A 17,487-nucleotide genomic window follows, 5' to 3' on the forward strand; every position below is an offset into this window, starting at 1 on the left:
ATGGATACGCTTATCAATTAGGAGAATACAAATGAAATTTAGAAAACTAGCTTGTACAGTACTTGCGGGTGCTGCGGTTCTTGGCCTTGCTGCATGTGGTAATTCTGGCGGAAGTAAAGATGCTGCAAAATCTGGTAGCGATAGCGGAAAAACAGAAATCACTTGGTGGGCATTCCCAGTCTTCACACAAGAAAAAACTGGTGACGGTGTTGGAACATATGAAAAATCAATCATCGAAGCTTTTGAAAAAGCAAATCCAGATGTAAAAGTGAAATTGGAAACCATCGACTTCAAGTCAGGTCCTGAAAAAATCACAACAGCTATCGAAGCAGGAACAGCTCCAGACGTACTTTTTGACGCACCAGGACGTATCATCCAATACGGTAAAAACGGTAAATTGGCTGAGCTGAACGACCTATTCACAGACGAATTCGTCAAAGATGTTAACAATGAAAACATTGTACAAGCAAGTAAAGCTGGAGACAAAGCTTACATGTATCCAATCAGTTCTGCACCATTCTACATGGCCATGAACAAGAAAATGTTGGAAGACGCTGGAGTTGCAAACCTTGTAAAAGAAGGTTGGACTACTGATGATTTTGAAAAAGTTTTGAAAGCACTTAAAGATAAAGGCTACACACCAGGTTCATTGTTCAGTTCTGGTCAAGGGGGAGACCAAGGAACACGTGCCTTCATCTCAAACCTTTATGGAGCTTCTGTAACAGATAAAGATGTAACAAAATATACAACTGATGACCCTAAATTCGTCAAAGGTCTTGAAAAAGCAGCTAGCTGGATCAAAGACGGTTTGTTGAACAATGGTTCACAATTTGACGGTGGAGCAGATATCCAAAACTTTGCCAACGGTCAAACATCTTACACAATCCTTTGGGCACCAGCTCAAAACGGTATCCAAGCTAAACTCTTGGAAGCAAGTAAAGTAGAAGTGGTAGAAGTACCATTCCCATCAGATTCAGGTAAACCAGCTCTTGAATACCTTGTAAATGGATTTGCAGTATTCAACAACAAAGACGACAAGAAAGTTGCAGCATCTAAGAAATTCGTTCAATTTATCGCGGATGACAAAGAATGGGGTCCAAAAGACGTTGTTCGTACAGGTGCCTTCCCAGTTCGTACTTCATTTGGCAAACTTTATGAAGACAAACGTATGGAAACAATCAGTGGTTGGACTAAATACTACTCACCATACTACAACACTATCAATGGTTTTGCTGAAATGAGAACACTTTGGTTCCCAATGTTGCAATCTGTATCAAATGGTGACGAAAAACCAGCGGATGCTTTGAAAGCCTTCACTGAAAAAGCTAACGAAACAATTAAAAAAGCTACAAAACAATAAGCACTAAATCAGATTGACTCCTCCCTTTTCCCTGTGCATAGTCTATGTAAGAAAAGGGAGGATTTTGTTTGAAATGTAAGGAACTGTCACGAAATTAAAATGAAGTTCTTACATAAGCGAATCTTAAAAAATTTCATTTTGATTTTAAAACAGTTCAAGAAAATCTAAAATATTCTATTTGTGAAAGAGAGGTGCCGACTGTGAAAGTCAATAAAATTCGTATGCGGGAAACAGTGATTTCCTACGCTTTCCTAGCACCAGTATTATTCTTCTTTGTCATCTTTGTATTGGCCCCTATGATTATGGGATTCATTACAAGTTTCTTTAACTACTCAATGACGAAATTTGAGTTTGTAGGCTTGGACAACTACGTTCGCATGTTTAAAGACCCTGTCTTTATGAAGTCTTTGATCAATACCGTGATTCTGGTTATTGGATCTGTACCAGTTGTTGTTCTATTCTCACTCTTTGTAGCATCTCAGACATATCATCAAAATGCCATTGCTAGATCCTTCTACCGTTTCGTCTTCTTCCTTCCTGTTGTAACAGGTAGTGTTGCCGTAACAGTTGTTTGGAAATGGATCTATGACCCACTATCAGGGATTCTAAACTTTGTCCTTAAGTCAAGCCACATCATCAGCCAAAACATTTCTTGGTTGGGAGATAAAAACTGGGCTTTGATGGCGATTATGATTATCCTTTTGACTACATCTGTTGGTCAGCCGATTATCCTTTATATCGCAGCTATGGGTAATATTGACAATTCATTGGTGGAAGCAGCTCGGGTTGACGGTGCGACTGAATTGCAAGTTTTCTGGAAGATTAAATGGCCTAGTCTCCTTCCAACAACACTTTATATCGCAATCATTACAACAATCAACTCATTCCAGTGTTTCGCCTTGATTCAGTTGTTGACATCTGGTGGTCCAAACTACTCAACAAGTACACTTATGTACTACCTTTACGAAAAAGCCTTCCAATTGACAGAATACGGTTATGCAAACACTATCGGCGTCTTCTTGGCAGTGATGATCGCTATCGTAAGCTTTGTTCAATTTAAAGTACTTGGAAACGACGTAGAATATTAAAGAAAGGAGACAGCTATGCAATCTACACAAAAGAAACCTTTAACAGCTTTCACTGTTATTTCAACTATTATCTTGCTCTTGTTGACCGTGCTGTTCATCTTTCCGTTCTACTGGATTTTGACAGGTGCCTTCAAGTCACAACCTGATACAATCGTTATTCCACCACAATGGTTCCCTAAAATGCCAACCATGGAAAATTTCCAACAACTCATGGTGCAAAACCCTGCAATGCAGTGGATGTGGAACTCTGTGTTTATCTCATTGGTAACCATGTTCTTAGTCTGTGCGACTTCTTCTCTAGCAGGTTATGTACTAGCTAAAAAACGTTTCTATGGCCAACGTATTCTTTTTGCAATCTTCATTGCAGCCATGGCACTTCCAAAACAAGTTGTCCTTGTACCATTGGTACGTATCGTCAACTTCATGGGAATCCATGATACTCTTTGGGCAGTTATCTTGCCTTTGATTGGATGGCCATTCGGGGTCTTCCTCATGAAACAGTTCAGTGAGAATATCCCTACAGAATTGCTTGAGTCAGCTAAAATCGACGGTTGTGGTGAGATTCGTACTTTCTGGAGCGTAGCCTTCCCAATTGTGAAACCAGGATTTGCAGCCCTTGCAATCTTTACCTTCATCAATACTTGGAATGACTACTTCATGCAGTTGGTTATGTTAACTTCACGTCAAAACTTGACCATCTCACTTGGGGTTGCAACTATGCAAGCTGAAATGGCAACCAACTATGGTTTGATCATGGCAGGTGCCGCTCTTGCAGCAGTTCCAATCGTAACAGTCTTCCTAGTCTTCCAAAAATCCTTCACTCAGGGTATTACTATGGGAGCGGTCAAAGGATAATACTCTGCGAAAATCGAATTCAAACTATGTCAGCGTCACCTTGCCATACTTAAGTATTGCCTGCGGTTAGCTTCCTAGTTTGCTCTTCAATTTTCATTGAGTATAAGAGAATACAGAGTTATAAGTGTCTACAAAATGTTGGGTATTTGCTTACCTTAGAGATTTTGTTAGACACTTATCAACTTAAGAATGATTTTAGTTAACTATCAGAAACGAAGGAAACAGTATGATTTTTGACGATTTGAAAAATATTACCTTTTACAAGGGGATTCATCCCAATCTAGACAAGGCTATCGACTATCTCTATCAACATCGTAAAGATTCTTTCGAGTTAGGAAAGTACGAGATTGACGGTGACAAGGTCTTTCTAGTTGTTCAGGAAAATGTCCTCAATCAAGCTGAAAATGATCAATTTGAGCATCATAAGAAATATGCAGACTTGCATTTGCTGGTAGAAGGACATGAATATTCGAGCTACGGATCACGTATCAAAGATGAAGCAGTAGCATTCGACGAAGCGAGTGACATTGGTTTTGTCCATTGTCATGAAAAATACCCACTCTTGTTGGGTTATCACAATTTTGCAATTTTCTTCCCAGGAGAACCACACCAGCCAAATGGCTATGCAGGTATGGAAGAGAAGGTTCGCAAATATCTCTTTAAAATTTTGATTGATTAAAAAATCAGGAGGAGCAAATATGGCACAAAAAGGAGTAAGCCTTATCAAGGCAGCATTTGATACAGATAACTTTCTCATGCGTTTTAGTGAAAAGGTTTTGGATATCGTCACAGCCAATCTTCTTTTTGTTGTCTCTTGCTTGCCCATCGTGACGATTGGAGTGGCTAAAATTAGCCTCTACGAGACCATGTTTGAGATTAAGAAGAGCAGACGTGTGCCTGTCTTTAAAATCTATCTAAGAGCTTTCAAGCAAAATCTGAAACTAGGTCTTCAGCTAGGTCTGCTTGAGTTGGGCATTGTTTTGTTGAGTCTTTTAGACCTCTATCTCTTCTGGGGGCAGACAGCTATGCCTTTCCAAATGGTGAAAGCTATTTGCCTAGGCATTCTTATCTTCCTCACTATCGTGATGCTGGCTAGCTATCCAATCGCTGCGCGCTATGATTTGACTTGGAAAGAAGTGCTGCAAAAAGGGCTTATCTTGGCAAGTTTTAACTTTCCTTGGTTCTTCCTCATGTTAGCCATTCTTATCCTCATTGTGATGGTTCTTTATCTGTCAGCCTTCAGTCTACTTTTAGGTGGTTCAGCCTTCCTGCTTTTTGGATTTGGACTATTGGTCTTTATCCAGACTGGATTGATGGAGAAAATTTTTGCAAAATACGAATAGGATGGCTTGTTTCTAAAACTACTTTCAAGCTTTAAACGTTTCAAAATACATATCGAAACTAAAATCTAAGTGTACACCAGATGTTGAAAGCGTTTTTCACAAGGTGTATACTAAACACATAAAGAATAAATCCTGCTTCTAGCAGAAAAAAGAAATCTTAGGAGAAAATCTATGTCAGATTTAAAAAAATACGAAGGTGTCATTCCAGCCTTCTACGCATGTTACGATGAACAAGGAGAAGTAAGTCCAGAGCGTACACGTGCTTTGGTTCAATACTTCATTGATAAAGGTGTTCAAGGCCTCTATGTCAATGGTTCTTCTGGTGAATGTATCTACCAAAGCGTTGAAGACCGCAAATTGATTTTGGAAGAAGTCATGGCAGTTGCCAAAGGTAAATTGACCATCATCTCGCACGTAGCTTGTAACAATACCAAAGACAGTATGGAACTTGCTCGCCACGCAGAAAGTTTGGGTGTTGATGCCATTGCAACGATTCCACCGATTTACTTCCGCCTGCCAGAATACTCAGTTGCTAAATACTGGAACGATATCAGTTCTGCAGCACCAAACACAGACTACGTGATTTACAACATTCCTCAATTGGCAGGTGTTGCTTTGACTCCAAGTCTCTATACTGAAATGTTGAAAAATCCACGTGTTATCGGCGTTAAGAACTCTTCTATGCCAGTTCAAGATATCCAAACCTTTGTGAGTCTTGGTGGAGAAGACCACATCGTCTTTAATGGTCCAGATGAACAATTCCTAGGTGGCCGTCTCATGGGTGCTAAGGCTGGTATCGGTGGTACTTATGGTGCTATGCCAGAACTCTTCTTGAAACTTAATCAGTTGATTGCGGACAAGGACTTGGAAACAGCGCGTGAATTGCAGTATGCTATCAACGCAGTCATTGGCAAACTCACTTCTGCACATGGAAATATGTACGGTGTTATCAAAGAAGTCTTGAAAATCAATGAAGGCTTGAACATTGGTTCTGTTCGTTCACCATTGACACCAGTGACTGAAGAAGATCGCCCAGTTGTAGAAGCAGCTGCTCAATTGATTCGTGAAACCAAGGAGCGCTTCCTCTAATCCATAAGGAGGTATTTATGACACACTACGTTGCAATTGATATTGGTGGAACCAATATCAAATATGGTTTGATCGACCAAGAAGGCCAACTTGTTGAATCCCATGAAATGCCAACTGAGGCGCATAAAGGTGGACCTCATATCTTACAAAAGACCAAAGATATCGTCACCAGCTATTTAGAAAAAGGCCCAGTAGCAGGTGTTGCCATTTCTTCAGCGGGAATGGTGGATCCAGATAAGGGTGAGATTTTCTACGCTGGTCCTCAGATTCCCAACTATGCAGGAACCCAGTTTAAGAAGGAAATCGAGACTAGCTTTGAAATTCCTTGTGAGATTGAAAATGATGTCAACTGTGCAGGTTTGGCTGAAGCGGTATCTGGTTCAGGCAAGGGAGCTAGTGTCACTCTTTGCTTAACTATTGGAACGGGTATCGGGGGTTGCTTGATTATGGATGGGAAAGTTTTCCATGGTTTTAGCAATTCAGCCTGCGAAGTTGGTTATATGCATATGCAGGATGGAACTTTCCAAGATTTGGCTTCTACGACAGCCTTGGTAGAGTATGTAGCAGCAGGTCATGGAGATCCAGTTGACCAGTGGAATGGCCGACGCATCTTTAAGGAAGCTACCGAAGGCAACAAAATTTGTATGGCTGGCATTGACCGCATGGTAGACTATCTAGGAAAAGGTCTGGCAAATATTTGCTACGTTGCCAATCCAGAAGTGGTCATTCTAGGTGGCGGTATCATGGGACAAGAGGCTATCCTCAAACCAAAAATTCGCACAGCCTTAAAAGATGCCTTGGTACCAAGCCTAGCAGAAAAAACACGATTAGAATTTGCCCATCACCAAAACACAGCAGGTATGTTGGGCGCCTACTATCATTTCAAGACAAAACAATCCTAGTTTGGTTCAGCCAAACTAGGATTTTCTTACACGTTTTTGTCTACGATAGCCATTGAGTTTTTTATTTTCCCAATAGCTATTAAAGATTTTCTCCTTGCTTTCACGATTGATTTCCAAAAAGTAGGCATAAATCAAATCGATAAAGAAGAGCATAGGGAGTTGAGCGGATATACGTTGGATGTAGGATGACTGGCTGTGTGTGGCTACAAGAACAGTCTCTGTATAGGCCTGACTATCTTTATTGGGAACACTTGTAAAAAGTACAGTCTGTGCCCCCATCTCTTTCGCGTCTAATAGACTATCTAAAATAGAAGGAGTTGAGCCAGAAAGTGAAAAACCGAGTACGAGACAATTCTCATCCATAATACTGGTTGTCCAAGCAAAACCGTCTTGATCGGTCAAAGCCTCGCAGACCACACCTAGACGCATAAAGCGTAATTTCATTTCACGAGCTACGAGGCCAGAACTCCCTGTTCCGAAGAAGTAGACACGATCAGCATCTTCGATTAACTGGGCGATTCGTTCCAGTTGTTCTTCGTCAATCAAGCCCTGTGTTTGTTCCCGCATATTACTATAGCTTCTAAGAACTCGATTGGTTAAAGGACTATGTTTGTGAGAATGAGTGCCCTGTTTCTTTGCTTGGTGCAGGTATTGGAAAATAAATTCTCGATAGCCTGTAAAACCACATTTTTTAGAAAAGCGGGTCAGAGCAGCTTGAGAGATATGTAATTTTTGAGTGACCTGCTGAGAAGATAAATCATCTGCAATGGTTTCAGCTTGCAAAAAATAGCGAGCGATTTCTTGCTCTAGGTCTGTCATTTCTTCGAAGTGAGAATCAATGAGGGTTGCTATATCTGGTTTGTCCATAGGGAAGGCTCCTTTAAATGAGTCATATTGGAAAAAGACTGAGTCATCGAACTTTTACACTTATTATATCATATAATGTAGGGATGGATAAATAAAATCGTATTTTCCTGTAAAATGGGAAAAGCTCCCTTCTTTTCCAAAATTTCTTCTTAAATTATGGTACAATGAAGAGTAAGATTTTAAATAGAAATGAGACTGATTTGTATGAGGAAATTTAACAGCCATTCGATTCCGATTCGGCTTAATTTATTGTTTTCAATCATCATTTTACTCTTTATGACCATTATTGGTCGCCTGCTTTATATGCAGGTTTTGAACAAGGATTTTTATGAGACAAAACTAGCATCGGCTAGTAAAACAAAGGTGACTACTAGTTCAGCTCGAGGTGAAATTTATGATGCCAGTGGCAAGCCCTTGGTTGAAAATACTGTGAAACAAGTTGTTTCCTTTACTCGAAACAACAAAATGACGGCTGCAGATTTAAAAGAAACAGCCAAGAAGTTGTTAGCCTATGTAGGAGTTACTTCTCCAACATTGACTGACCGACAGTTGGCGGACTATTATCTAGCAGATCAAGATGTCTATAAGAAAGTAGTGGAAAGCTTACCACGTGAGAAACGTCTTGATTCAGATGGTAATCGTCTATCCGAATCAGAACTCTATAACAATGCGGTCGATAGTGTCCAAACGAGTCAGTTAAACTATACAGAGGATGATAAGAAAGAAATCTATCTTTTTAGCCAGTTAAATGCTGTTGGAAACTTTGAGACAGGAGCCATTGCGACAGATTCCTTGACAGATACACAGATTGCCTTGATTGCTTCGGCTTCTAAGAATTTACCTGGTATCAGTATTTCAACCACGTGGGATCGAAAGGTTCTAGATACTTCGCTTTCTTCTATAGTGGGAAGTGTATCCGGTGAAAAAGCTGGTCTCCCAGCTGAAGAAGCAGATGCTTATATTAAAAAGGGCTATTCTCTAAATGATCGGGTTGGCACCTCTTATCTAGAGAAACAATATGAAGAAACCTTGCAAGGTAAACGCTCGGTGAAGGAAATTCATCTAGATAAGTATGGCAATATGGAAAGTGTCGAAAATATTGAAGATGGTACCAAAGGGAACAATATCAAACTGACCATCGATTTGGCCTTCCAAGATAGCGTGGACAATCTTCTTAAGAGTTATTTCACTTCCGAACTAGGAAATGGAGGAGCTAAGTATTCTGAAGGTGTCTATGCAGTTGCTTTGAACCCCAAAACAGGTGCAGTTTTATCCATGTCAGGAATTAAACATGATCTGAAAACGGGAGAATTGACGCCTGATTCTTTGGGAACGGTAACCAATGTCTTTGTACCAGGTTCGGTCGTTAAGGCTGCAACCATCAGTTCCGGTTGGGAGAATGGAGTCTTATCAGGGAACCAGACCTTGACGGATCAGTCTATTGTCTTCCAAGGTTCACCCCCTATCAATTCGTGGTATACTGCCTTTTCTGGGCCAATGCCGATTACGGCAGTTCAAGCTTTGGAGTATTCATCTAATACTTATATGGTCCAAACAGCTTTAGGGATTATGGGATTGACTTATCAACCGAATATGATTGCAGGAATTGGAAATTTAGACTCGGCTATGGGGAAATTACGTTCAACCTTTGGTGAGTATGGTTTAGGATCATCTACAGGTATTGATTTACCAGATGAATCCACCGGCTTTATTCCTAAAGATTATGATCTTGCTAATTATATTACAAATTCATTTGGTCAGTTTGATAATTATACCCCAATGCAATTAGCTCAGTATGTAGCAACTATTGCAAATGATGGTGTCCGTATGGCTCCCCGTATTGTTGAGGGAATTTATGGCAATAATGATAAAGGAGGATTGGGCGACCTGATTCAACAACTACAACCGACAGAGATGAATAAGGTCAATATATCCGCCTCCGATATGAGTATTTTGCAACAAGGTTTTTATCAGGTTGCCCATGGGACTAGTGGATTGACAACTGGCCGTGCCTTTTCAAATGGTGCAGCTGTATCTATTAGCGGAAAAACGGGTACAGCCGAAAGTTATGTAGCAGATGGTCAGCAAGCAACCAATACCAATGCCGTGGCCTATGCCCCATCAGATAATCCTCAAATCGCTGTTGCAGTAGTCTTCCCGCATAACACAAATTTGTCAAATGGTGTCGGACCTTCCATTGCGCGCGACATTATCAACCTCTATAACCAACATCATCCAATGAATTAGAAAGGAACTTATGCTTTATCCAACACCTATAGCTAAACTAATTGACAGTTATTCCAAGTTGCCGGGTATCGGGATTAAGACGGCTACACGTCTGGCCTTTTATACGATTGGAATGTCTGATGACGATGTCAATGAATTTGCCAAAAATCTCCTTTCTGCTAAGAGAGAGCTGACCTATTGCTCCATCTGTGGTCGTTTGACTGATGACGATCCTTGCTCTATCTGTACCGATCCAAGTCGTGACCAGACAACCATTTTAGTTCTCGAGGATAGTCGCGATGTGGCGGCTATGGAGAATATTCAAGAATACCATGGACTTTATCATGTCTTACATGGACTCATATCTCCCATGAATGGTATCAGTCCAGATGATATCAATCTCAAGAGTCTCATGACTCGTCTGATGGACAGTGAAGTTTCAGAGGTAATCGTAGCAACCAATGCCACAGCAGATGGAGAAGCAACTTCCATGTATCTTTCACGTTTGCTCAAACCAGCTGGTATCAAAGTCACACGTCTGGCACGAGGCCTCGCTGTGGGAGCAGATATCGAGTATGCGGACGAAGTAACCCTCTTACGAGCTATTGAAAATCGGACAGAGTTGTAAAAGTCAGTAAAAATTTAGCTCATTTTGACGTATAAGACAAGCCCTAGGAATTTTTCTAGGGTTTGTCTTTTTCGTTTTATAATGAGAGAAGGACAAATCTTGATAATAAGAATACTTCCCAGTAAACACAAATTATAAGGTATCAGAAAACGGATTTTCAAAATTCCTAGTAGCATCTCTATCAATATATTTTACTGAAGGATAAAGTTTTTTTAGGGATAAGATTGCCCTTTAGTTCGTTATAATTTATTTTGAAATCGTACTATTTTTATGTTATGATATGGTCAATATATAATTAATAAGGGGAGTTTGAAGTATGGGTGGAAAGATAAAATCTAGCACGATAGCAGCAGAGGCGGCTATTAATGAGTTGGTCGGGTATGAAACGAGCGACAAGCAAAATCAGCAGGTGGAATTTTCATATACATCTGGAATCACTGGAATGGAAGCGGGACGTCAGACCTGCAATCAAATGCTTCAGGCGGTCAGTGATTTTAGTTCAGCTGTTTTGACCCAAGCAAATAAGTTTCCAGAAATTGCTCATAGGATTGAAAAACGTGATATAGAGCAAGCGAAGAGATGGAGTCACTAAGGAATGGCAGATAGAAATGAAGAAAAGCGCACAGAGATTTGGCGTAAGATTGTTAAAATAGAAGATAAGGAAGACAGACTCCGAGCAACTAAAAAGCAATATGAACAGCAGTTGACAAACTTTTACTCGGATATTCAGAGCATTCACCATCGCATGATAAATCTATTGTCTCTCTCACCCAGTTCTCGTCAGCTAATAGAGCAAATCGAAAGTGATAATAGAACCATTCAGCGACAGGTCAACTCTTATGTAGAGGAGGAACTGGATACGTTGGAAAAACAAACTAAAAAGGCTTGTCGCTCTTTCGATGAAGCCAGAGAAGAACTGATAGCGGAAAGGAATCGGCTACCATGGGAGTAAAATACAGCGCACAAGAATCCCAAGAATTGATTCAGGCCATGACGAACAACCTCAAAGTCGCAAATGAAGTCACAGACCGCTTATCTAGTGGATGTGATCACCTGATTTCTTCTTTAGACTCAGGTGAGTTGACAGGAGCAGCCTACACAGCTGGTAAAGGTCTCTTTATAGAGATTATCATCCCCAGCATCAAAAAGCTCCAAGCAGCGATAGATGATATCCAACTAGAGTTGACCTCCTACAAAGATGCGGATGCTCAGGTCTCTGGATATGGTGATTTGGACCTAGACCAGCTTAAGGAATTGAAAAAGCTGAGAGAAGAGCAGTTAGCTATCGTAGAAGCTCAGATTCAAGTGAGGGAGAACTGGCTAAATCAAATCACAGACCTCTTTAGTCTCAATTGGGGGAAAGCCTTCTCTGAGAAGACCATCCTTTACAATACCAAGTTTCAAATCGAGTCGGGTATTCAGGATTTGAATGATAAGATTGAAAAACTAGAATTTTTTGTCTCACAGGTTTCCCAGTATTTCAACGATAGCCTAGAAGTCCTTGGCTTAGCTATCAAAGGAGCCATGCAACTGAGTAAAATCATTGTCGATAGCGATGGCAACTACTATGCGGACGGTCTGGACATGAGCTGGGTACAAAAGATGAAGGATGTGAAGATTGTTTCGCATGCTAAAAGAGATTTTCAAGACTCAGAAACTCGTGCCATCAATAAAGCTTCTAGGGATATGATGCTATCGGAATATGGAGATGCCTACTACCGTGCCGAATTAGAGAAGCGCTTAAAAGGTCACGACAAGTCCGAATGGGATAAAATAATCGACGACTACAATCACACTCTTAAGATTGATGAAACAGGGAATATCATTGACATTTATCCATTTGAACAAGGTTATGTCGTTTCAAAAAATGGGAAATACGATGCCGACTATACTCATTTGGTTAACAAAAAGTTTGATGAACTAAAAGCACAAAACTTTGAAGCAAATTCAGCCGAATTTTGGAGTGGAGTAGCTCAAATATTCTCTGGATTGGGAGTTTACTTTGCGAGTGGCGCCCTCGAAGTTTTTAGTATCATGGCTGGTCCGCCAACAGCAGGGACAAGTATCGTAGCTGGTACGGCAGCATCAGTAACAGGGGTACAATATGGGAATGTACTGATAGCTAGTGGAGCAGTAACTAGCTTATCAGCTATCACAAAGACGGCCTTACTAAATGGCGAAATTCAGGTTAATTATTCTAGCAACTATGACAGCTGGCAGGCTAATAAACCAACGAGTAAGACTTTTGGGACTGTTGAAGGAAAGATTGGAAGTAGAAAAGGGAATATTCGTGTGGATGCAGAACCAAATAGTGGTAAAATTCAGGTTCAATCTGGAAGTGGGAAAGCTGGCTATACATTGAATGAGGATATTCCTTATACCCAGATAACTGATCCTCAAAGCGCTAGAAATTGGCTTGATTCAATATCTAAGTTGAAAAAATTGTCAAATTATGAGAAAAATCAATTAGTTAGATTTATTTTGAGAGCTGCTGAATTCTTGAGAACGTAGGAGTAAAATATGAGATTATATATTAAAGGTGATTACACCAAAGAAATTCCGTTTGATTATATAGAACTAGCGAAGAGAATGTGGTTTGACACTAAAGATTGTAAGCCAGTAGATTTTTCTTACTTTGGGAATACTCGCCCATTTAAAACAGACCCAACTATTCACTTGAAATTGAATAAGTGGATGCATGATAATAGATGGAATAATGTTCAGTTGAAAGAAGGGATTACCAACAAATTTGGGAGTCATGTATATGAAAATCTTGAATTAGATTTTGAAGACAATCCAGCAACAGACTATCGAGAAAAAGGAGACTGTCTACGTTTAGCTTCTACCCACCTTGACCTTCTCACTGTTGATAAAAGAGCTATGTATATTATGGCTATTGAAATTGCGACTGCTATTGATGGTCAGATTAGCGAAGATGATAAAGAGAGCTGGTTAAGTGTGGAGGAATTTAAAAACCGACATGAGGATACCCTTTCGATGAGTTATGAAGAGGCTAATGAGCTGAGTTTGGAAGAAATTCCCTTTTTGGGCGATGTGAGAGACCCAGTTTGGGAAGAAGATGACCGTAGGAATGAAGAATACATCAAAATCCATGGTGACCCAGTTTATGACGATGAGGACGACGAGTGATAATTTACAATAACACTTATTTGAAAGAGAGTGTTGAATAGGGGGAAGACTAATGTCAGATAAATTAAAACAGTTTAAATGGTTAATTGTATTGTTTTTGTTTCTGTTAGCAATTCCTTCATATTTTGCATACAATCATTTCCGACAATCTAGTACTTTAAAAGAAGCCTTTGAGAAAAATGAAAGAATTGAAGTTCTTCAACATTTAATGGCATCAGGAAAATATGCGTCTGACATCCGTAAAGCAGGCTATGTCGTTCCTCCCGATGGAGCTATTCGATTGGATGGAGGAATTGACTCCATAGGGATAAAAGGAGACATTGATTTGAAAATATCAAATCCTGGAAGGAATGAAGTCACTGTTTTATTTGAAACAACAGCAAAAGAGGAAAAAATAGATGTTTACTATATTTTAGATAATCAGTTAACCATAAAACGTAGTTACTATTCTAATATTAGTAATCAAAAAATAAAAGAGAGTGTGGACATCTCTCAAGCCGAAGAAGAGCGACTATTAAAAATTGTTCAAAAAGAGCTTGAGGATTTCATGGAAAAGATGTATCAGACTTTGTATGGATAGTTTACCAGAGAAAGTAGTTTCTTGCTCAACACAATGCTGTATGAACAACTGGTTGTGTTGAGGAATTTTACTAGAAAAAGATACCGTAGATGACAAACCCGCACGCTTTGAAGCTCAAGTGGTGGATAGGTAAAATTTCAGCTCTCAAATGAGGGCTTTTTGAGATACAAGTTTCAAAAAAGAAGTAAATATGATATACTAAAGAACGAGTATTCTATTAGAATTGGAACAAGTAATATGAAACAAACGATTATTCTTTTATACGGTGGGCGTAGTGCAGAGCGTGAAGTCTCTGTTCTTTCAGCTGAAAGTGTCATGCGTGCGGTCAACTACGATCGTTTTACAGTCAAGACTTTTTTCATCAGCCAGTCAGGTGACTTTATTAAAACGCAAGAATTTAGCCAGACTCCAGGTCAAGAGGATTGTCTCATGACCAATGAAACCATTGATTGGGATAAGAAAGTTGCACCAAGTGCCATCTATGAAGAAGGTGCAGTGGTCTTCCCAGTCCTTCACGGTCCGATGGGAGAAGATGGCTCAGTTCAAGGATTCTTGGAAGTTTTGAAAATGCCTTATGTTGGTTGTAACATATTGTCATCTAGTCTTGCCATGGATAAAATCACCACCAAGCGTGTGTTAGAATCTGTCGGGATTACCCAAGTTCCTTATGTGGCCATTGTCGAAGGTGATGATGTGACTGCTAAAATTGCCGAAGTTGAAGAAAAATTGACTTATCCAGTCTTCACAAAACCATCAAACATGGGTTCAAGTGTCGGTATTTCCAAATCTGAAAATCAAGAGGAACTCCGTCAAGCTTTGAAACTTGCCTTTCAATATGACAGCCGTGTCTTGGTAGAGCAAGGGGTAAATGCTCGTGAAATCGAGGTTGGTCTCTTGGGCAACTACGATGTCAAGAGTACGCTACCAGGAGAAGTAGTTAAGGATGTTGCCTTTTATGACTATGATGCCAAGTATATTGACAACAAGATTACCATGGACATCCCAGCCAAAATCAGTGATGATGTGGTAGCTGTCATGCGTCAAAATGCAGAAACTGCCTTCCGTGCCATTGGAGGCCTCGGTCTCTCTCGTTGCGATTTCTTCTATACAGATAAGGGCGATATTTTCCTAAACGAGCTCAATACCATGCCAGGTTTCACTCAGTGGTCTATGTATCCACTACTTTGGGATAATATGGGAATTAGCTACCCAGACTTAATCGAACGTTTGGTTGACCTTGCCAAGGAAAGTTTTGACAAGCGCGAAGCGCATTTGCTATAAAATGAAAGAGGGGGTAGAAGCCAGAACCATCACTGCAAGGTGACCAGAGTTCTCGAGTTTCGACCCTTTTTAAAGGAGTAGAAATGAAATTAACAATTCATGAAGTGGCTCAAGTTGTAGGAGCTAAAAATGATATCAGCCTCTTTGAGGACACCCAGTTAGAAAAAGCTGAGTTTGATAGTCGTTTGATTGCTGCAGGGGATTTGTTTGTACCCCTCAAGGGAGCGCGTGACGGTCATGACTTTATCGAAACAGCATTTGAAAATGGTGCCGCAGTAACCTTGTCTGAGAAAGAAATCGCAAATCATCCCTACATTTTAGTAGCTGATGTTTTGACGGCCTTTCAAACCCTAGCTGCCTACTATCTTGAAAAAACAGGAGTTGATGTCTTTGCTGTTACAGGTTCAAATGGCAAGACAACGACCAAAGATATGTTAGCGCACTTGCTATCAACAACCTACAAAACTTACAAAACACAAGGTAACTACAATAATGAGATTGGCCTTCCCTACACAGTTCTCCACATGCCTGAAGGAACAGAAAAGTTGGTCTTGGAGATGGGGCAGGATCGCTTGGGCGATATTCATCTTTTGTCTGAATTGGCTCATCCAAAGACAGCCATTGTGACCTTGGTTGGGGAAGCTCATTTGGCCTTTTTCAAAGACCGTTCAGAGATTGCTAAAGGAAAAATGCAAATTGCAGATGGTATGGCTTCAGGTTCTTTGCTTTTGGCCCCAGCCGACTCTATTGTAGAGGACTACTTGCCAACAGATAAAAAGGTGGTTCGTTTTGGGCAAGGAGCAGAGCTAGAAATTACAGATTTGATTGAGCGCAAGGACAGTCTGACATTTAAGGCTAATTTTTTGGAACAAGCCCTTGATTTGCCAGTGACTGGTAAGTATAATGCCACGAACGCTATGATTGCATCCTATGTTGCTCTGCAAGAAGGAGTGTCAGAGGAGCAAATTCGTCAGGCCTTCCAAAATCTTGAATTGACGCGTAACCGTACAGAGTGGAAGAAGGCAGCCAATGGAGCAGATATCCTATCAGATGTGTATAATGCCAATCCAACTGCCATGAAGCTGATTTTAGAGACTTTCTCTGCCATTCCAGCCAACGAAGGAGGCAAGAAAATCGCTGTCTTGGCGGACATGAAGGAGCTCGGTGACCAGTCTGTTCAACTCCATAACCAGATGATTTTGAGTCTCTCACCAGATGTGCTTGATACCGTGATTTTCTACGGAGAAGACATTGCTGAATTGGCCCAACTTGCCAGTCAAATGTTCCCAATCGGCCACGTTTACTACTTCAAGAAAACAGAAGACCAAGACCAATTTGAAGACTTAGTTAAGCAGGTCAAGGAAAGCCTTGGAGCTAATGATCAAATCTTGCTCAAGGGCTCTAACTCTATGAATCTAGCTAAGCTGGTAGAAAGTTTAGAAAATGAATGCTAGTGATTTTGTCAAGTATCTGCAAAGAATGCTAGCCATTACGGATACTGGATTAACCTTTACAAAAGATCCTTTCGACCGTGAGCGCTACGAAGACTTGCGAGGCCTTTTATCTGAAATGTTGAATCAGGCATCAGACCTTGATGCAGAAGAAGTGGCAGAAGTCTTGAAACCGACTTCAGCTTATGCGACTCCTTTAATGGACGTCCGTGCTTGGATTGTTGAGGATGAGAAGATTTGTCTGGTTAGGGGACAAGGAGAGGATGATTGGGCTTTGCCAGGTGGCTTTGGCGAGGTTGGCTATTCTCCAACAGAAAATATTCTCAAGGAAATTGAAGAAGAAACCGGTTTTAAAGCCAAAGTTGAACGACTACTAGCTGTTTTTGATACCAATCGTTTCCAACTACAGAGCAAACAATATGCAAAGTTTATTTTTGAATGTAAGTTTCTCGATGGACAATTTCAAGAAAATCAAGAAATCGCTGAACTTCAATTTTTTGCCATTGACCAGCTGCCGAACTTGTCTGAAAAACGCATTACCAAGGAGCAAATAGAGATTCTTTGGCAGGTTTATCAAGGTCAGAGGGAGCAATATCTTGACTAAGAAGATGATTATCGTATTTCTAAATTCATTTTTCTTAAATAGCATGGTATAATAAAATGCAGG

General features: G+C 40.3%; 18 protein-coding genes. 17 read left to right on the forward strand and 1 reads right to left on the reverse strand.

All coding sequences use genetic code 11. The features are described from left to right. Positions 1 to 31 precede the first annotated feature (31 nt). The 7 genes from N8M66_RS06505 to N8M66_RS06535 all read left to right on the forward strand — a co-directional run bounded on the left by N8M66_RS06505 (position 32) and on the right by N8M66_RS06535 (position 6,637). Positions 32 to 1,360 carry an ABC transporter substrate-binding protein gene (locus tag N8M66_RS06505; RefSeq protein WP_120770461.1) on the forward strand — a complete coding sequence of 443 codons (1,329 nt, stop codon included), beginning with the start codon at positions 32 to 34 and terminating at the stop codon, positions 1,358 to 1,360. 221 nt (positions 1,361 to 1,581) lie between these two features. Further along, positions 1,582 to 2,448 (forward strand): carbohydrate ABC transporter permease, encoded by an 867-nt coding sequence (locus tag N8M66_RS06510; RefSeq protein WP_153198773.1) that lies wholly within the window; start codon positions 1,582 to 1,584, stop codon positions 2,446 to 2,448. A 15-nt stretch (positions 2,449 to 2,463) separates the two neighbouring features. Further along, a complete protein-coding gene (locus N8M66_RS06515; RefSeq protein ID WP_033676563.1) occupies positions 2,464 to 3,303 on the forward strand; it encodes a carbohydrate ABC transporter permease in 840 nt (279 codons plus the stop codon). 226 nt (positions 3,304 to 3,529) lie between these two features. Then, complete coding sequence (locus N8M66_RS06520; protein ID WP_020901680.1) at positions 3,530 to 3,982, forward strand: YhcH/YjgK/YiaL family protein; 453 nt, start codon at positions 3,530 to 3,532, stop codon at positions 3,980 to 3,982. Positions 3,983 to 4,001: 19 nt separating this feature from the next. Further along, positions 4,002 to 4,646, forward strand: coding sequence for a YesL family protein (locus tag N8M66_RS06525; RefSeq protein WP_261020813.1), 645 nt, complete (start codon positions 4,002 to 4,004; stop codon positions 4,644 to 4,646). Positions 4,647 to 4,817: 171 nt separating this feature from the next. Then, on the forward strand, positions 4,818 to 5,735 hold the full coding sequence (locus N8M66_RS06530; protein ID WP_261046278.1) for a dihydrodipicolinate synthase family protein: 918 nt from the start codon (positions 4,818 to 4,820) through the stop codon (positions 5,733 to 5,735). Between the two features lie 17 nt (positions 5,736 to 5,752). Next, on the forward strand, positions 5,753 to 6,637 hold the full coding sequence (locus tag N8M66_RS06535) for an ROK family protein (RefSeq protein WP_261046280.1): 885 nt from the start codon (positions 5,753 to 5,755) through the stop codon (positions 6,635 to 6,637). Positions 6,638 to 6,652: 15 nt separating this feature from the next. Here the strand turns inward: N8M66_RS06535 and N8M66_RS06540 are convergent, their stop codons facing one another. Beyond that, positions 6,653 to 7,504 carry a MurR/RpiR family transcriptional regulator gene (locus tag N8M66_RS06540; protein WP_261046281.1) on the reverse strand — a complete coding sequence of 284 codons (852 nt, stop codon included), beginning with the start codon at positions 7,502 to 7,504 and terminating at the stop codon, positions 6,653 to 6,655. A gap of 189 nt (positions 7,505 to 7,693) precedes the next feature. On the opposite strand from N8M66_RS06540, the gene pbp2b reads away from it, so the two are divergent. The 10 genes from pbp2b to N8M66_RS06590 all read left to right on the forward strand — a co-directional run bounded on the left by pbp2b (position 7,694) and on the right by N8M66_RS06590 (position 17,424). Further along, on the forward strand, positions 7,694 to 9,751 hold the full coding sequence (gene pbp2b, locus N8M66_RS06545; protein WP_261046283.1) for a penicillin-binding protein PBP2B: 2,058 nt from the start codon (positions 7,694 to 7,696) through the stop codon (positions 9,749 to 9,751). 10 nt (positions 9,752 to 9,761) lie between these two features. Beyond that, positions 9,762 to 10,358 (forward strand): recombination mediator RecR, encoded by a 597-nt coding sequence (recR, locus tag N8M66_RS06550; RefSeq protein WP_000966748.1) that lies wholly within the window; start codon positions 9,762 to 9,764, stop codon positions 10,356 to 10,358. Between the two features lie 316 nt (positions 10,359 to 10,674). Continuing rightward, positions 10,675 to 10,950, forward strand: a complete 276-nt coding sequence (locus N8M66_RS06555; RefSeq protein WP_049491527.1) for a hypothetical protein — start codon at positions 10,675 to 10,677, stop codon at positions 10,948 to 10,950. A 3-nt stretch (positions 10,951 to 10,953) separates the two neighbouring features. After that, the gene (locus tag N8M66_RS06560) at positions 10,954 to 11,310 is read left to right on the forward strand and encodes a hypothetical protein (RefSeq protein WP_042750678.1); all 357 of its coding nucleotides are present in this window, start codon (positions 10,954 to 10,956) and stop codon (positions 11,308 to 11,310) included. Continuing rightward, the gene (locus N8M66_RS06565; RefSeq protein ID WP_261046286.1) at positions 11,301 to 12,869 is read left to right on the forward strand and encodes an LXG domain-containing protein; all 1,569 of its coding nucleotides are present in this window, start codon (positions 11,301 to 11,303) and stop codon (positions 12,867 to 12,869) included. Before N8M66_RS06560 ends, N8M66_RS06565 begins: the two co-directional genes overlap by 10 nt. Positions 12,870 to 12,878: 9 nt before the next feature. After that, positions 12,879 to 13,508: a hypothetical protein gene (locus N8M66_RS06570; protein WP_125416267.1), complete on the forward strand. Its 630-nt coding sequence runs from the start codon at positions 12,879 to 12,881 to the stop codon at positions 13,506 to 13,508. Between the two features lie 52 nt (positions 13,509 to 13,560). Beyond that, positions 13,561 to 14,088 carry a thiol-disulfide isomerase gene (locus N8M66_RS06575; RefSeq protein WP_261046290.1) on the forward strand — a complete coding sequence of 176 codons (528 nt, stop codon included), beginning with the start codon at positions 13,561 to 13,563 and terminating at the stop codon, positions 14,086 to 14,088. A gap of 237 nt (positions 14,089 to 14,325) precedes the next feature. Beyond that, positions 14,326 to 15,369 (forward strand): D-alanine--D-alanine ligase, encoded by a 1,044-nt coding sequence (locus N8M66_RS06580; protein ID WP_261046292.1) that lies wholly within the window; start codon positions 14,326 to 14,328, stop codon positions 15,367 to 15,369. 83 nt (positions 15,370 to 15,452) lie between these two features. After that, the gene (locus tag N8M66_RS06585; protein WP_261046294.1) at positions 15,453 to 16,823 is read left to right on the forward strand and encodes a UDP-N-acetylmuramoyl-tripeptide--D-alanyl-D-alanine ligase; all 1,371 of its coding nucleotides are present in this window, start codon (positions 15,453 to 15,455) and stop codon (positions 16,821 to 16,823) included. Next, the gene (locus N8M66_RS06590) at positions 16,813 to 17,424 is read left to right on the forward strand and encodes an NUDIX hydrolase N-terminal domain-containing protein (protein ID WP_070842858.1); all 612 of its coding nucleotides are present in this window, start codon (positions 16,813 to 16,815) and stop codon (positions 17,422 to 17,424) included. Before N8M66_RS06585 ends, N8M66_RS06590 begins: the two co-directional genes overlap by 11 nt. The last annotated feature ends 63 nt before the right edge of the window (positions 17,425 to 17,487 follow it).

The sequence above is a fragment of the Streptococcus mitis genome (genome assembly GCF_946188585.1).
GTDB lineage: Bacteria > Bacillota > Bacilli > Lactobacillales > Streptococcaceae > Streptococcus > Streptococcus mitis_DG.

Coding starts and splice junctions, on each gene's coding strand:
- N8M66_RS06505 (WP_120770461.1), top strand. CDS start 32: ATGAAATTTAGAAAACTAGCTTGTACAGTACTTGCGGGTGCTGCGGTT.
- N8M66_RS06510 (WP_153198773.1), top strand. CDS start 1,582: ATGCGGGAAACAGTGATTTCCTACGCTTTCCTAGCACCAGTATTATTC.
- N8M66_RS06515 (WP_033676563.1), top strand. CDS start 2,464: ATGCAATCTACACAAAAGAAACCTTTAACAGCTTTCACTGTTATTTCA.
- N8M66_RS06520 (WP_020901680.1), top strand. CDS start 3,530: ATGATTTTTGACGATTTGAAAAATATTACCTTTTACAAGGGGATTCAT.
- N8M66_RS06525 (WP_261020813.1), top strand. CDS start 4,002: ATGGCACAAAAAGGAGTAAGCCTTATCAAGGCAGCATTTGATACAGAT.
- N8M66_RS06530 (WP_261046278.1), top strand. CDS start 4,818: ATGTCAGATTTAAAAAAATACGAAGGTGTCATTCCAGCCTTCTACGCA.
- N8M66_RS06535 (WP_261046280.1), top strand. CDS start 5,753: ATGACACACTACGTTGCAATTGATATTGGTGGAACCAATATCAAATAT.
- N8M66_RS06540 (WP_261046281.1), bottom strand. CDS start 7,504: ATGGACAAACCAGATATAGCAACCCTCATTGATTCTCACTTCGAAGAA.
- pbp2b (WP_261046283.1), top strand. CDS start 7,694: ATGAGACTGATTTGTATGAGGAAATTTAACAGCCATTCGATTCCGATT.
- recR (WP_000966748.1), top strand. CDS start 9,762: ATGCTTTATCCAACACCTATAGCTAAACTAATTGACAGTTATTCCAAG.
- N8M66_RS06555 (WP_049491527.1), top strand. CDS start 10,675: ATGGGTGGAAAGATAAAATCTAGCACGATAGCAGCAGAGGCGGCTATT.
- N8M66_RS06560 (WP_042750678.1), top strand. CDS start 10,954: ATGGCAGATAGAAATGAAGAAAAGCGCACAGAGATTTGGCGTAAGATT.
- N8M66_RS06565 (WP_261046286.1), top strand. CDS start 11,301: ATGGGAGTAAAATACAGCGCACAAGAATCCCAAGAATTGATTCAGGCC.
- N8M66_RS06570 (WP_125416267.1), top strand. CDS start 12,879: ATGAGATTATATATTAAAGGTGATTACACCAAAGAAATTCCGTTTGAT.
- N8M66_RS06575 (WP_261046290.1), top strand. CDS start 13,561: ATGTCAGATAAATTAAAACAGTTTAAATGGTTAATTGTATTGTTTTTG.
- N8M66_RS06580 (WP_261046292.1), top strand. CDS start 14,326: ATGAAACAAACGATTATTCTTTTATACGGTGGGCGTAGTGCAGAGCGT.
- N8M66_RS06585 (WP_261046294.1), top strand. CDS start 15,453: ATGAAATTAACAATTCATGAAGTGGCTCAAGTTGTAGGAGCTAAAAAT.
- N8M66_RS06590 (WP_070842858.1), top strand. CDS start 16,813: ATGAATGCTAGTGATTTTGTCAAGTATCTGCAAAGAATGCTAGCCATT.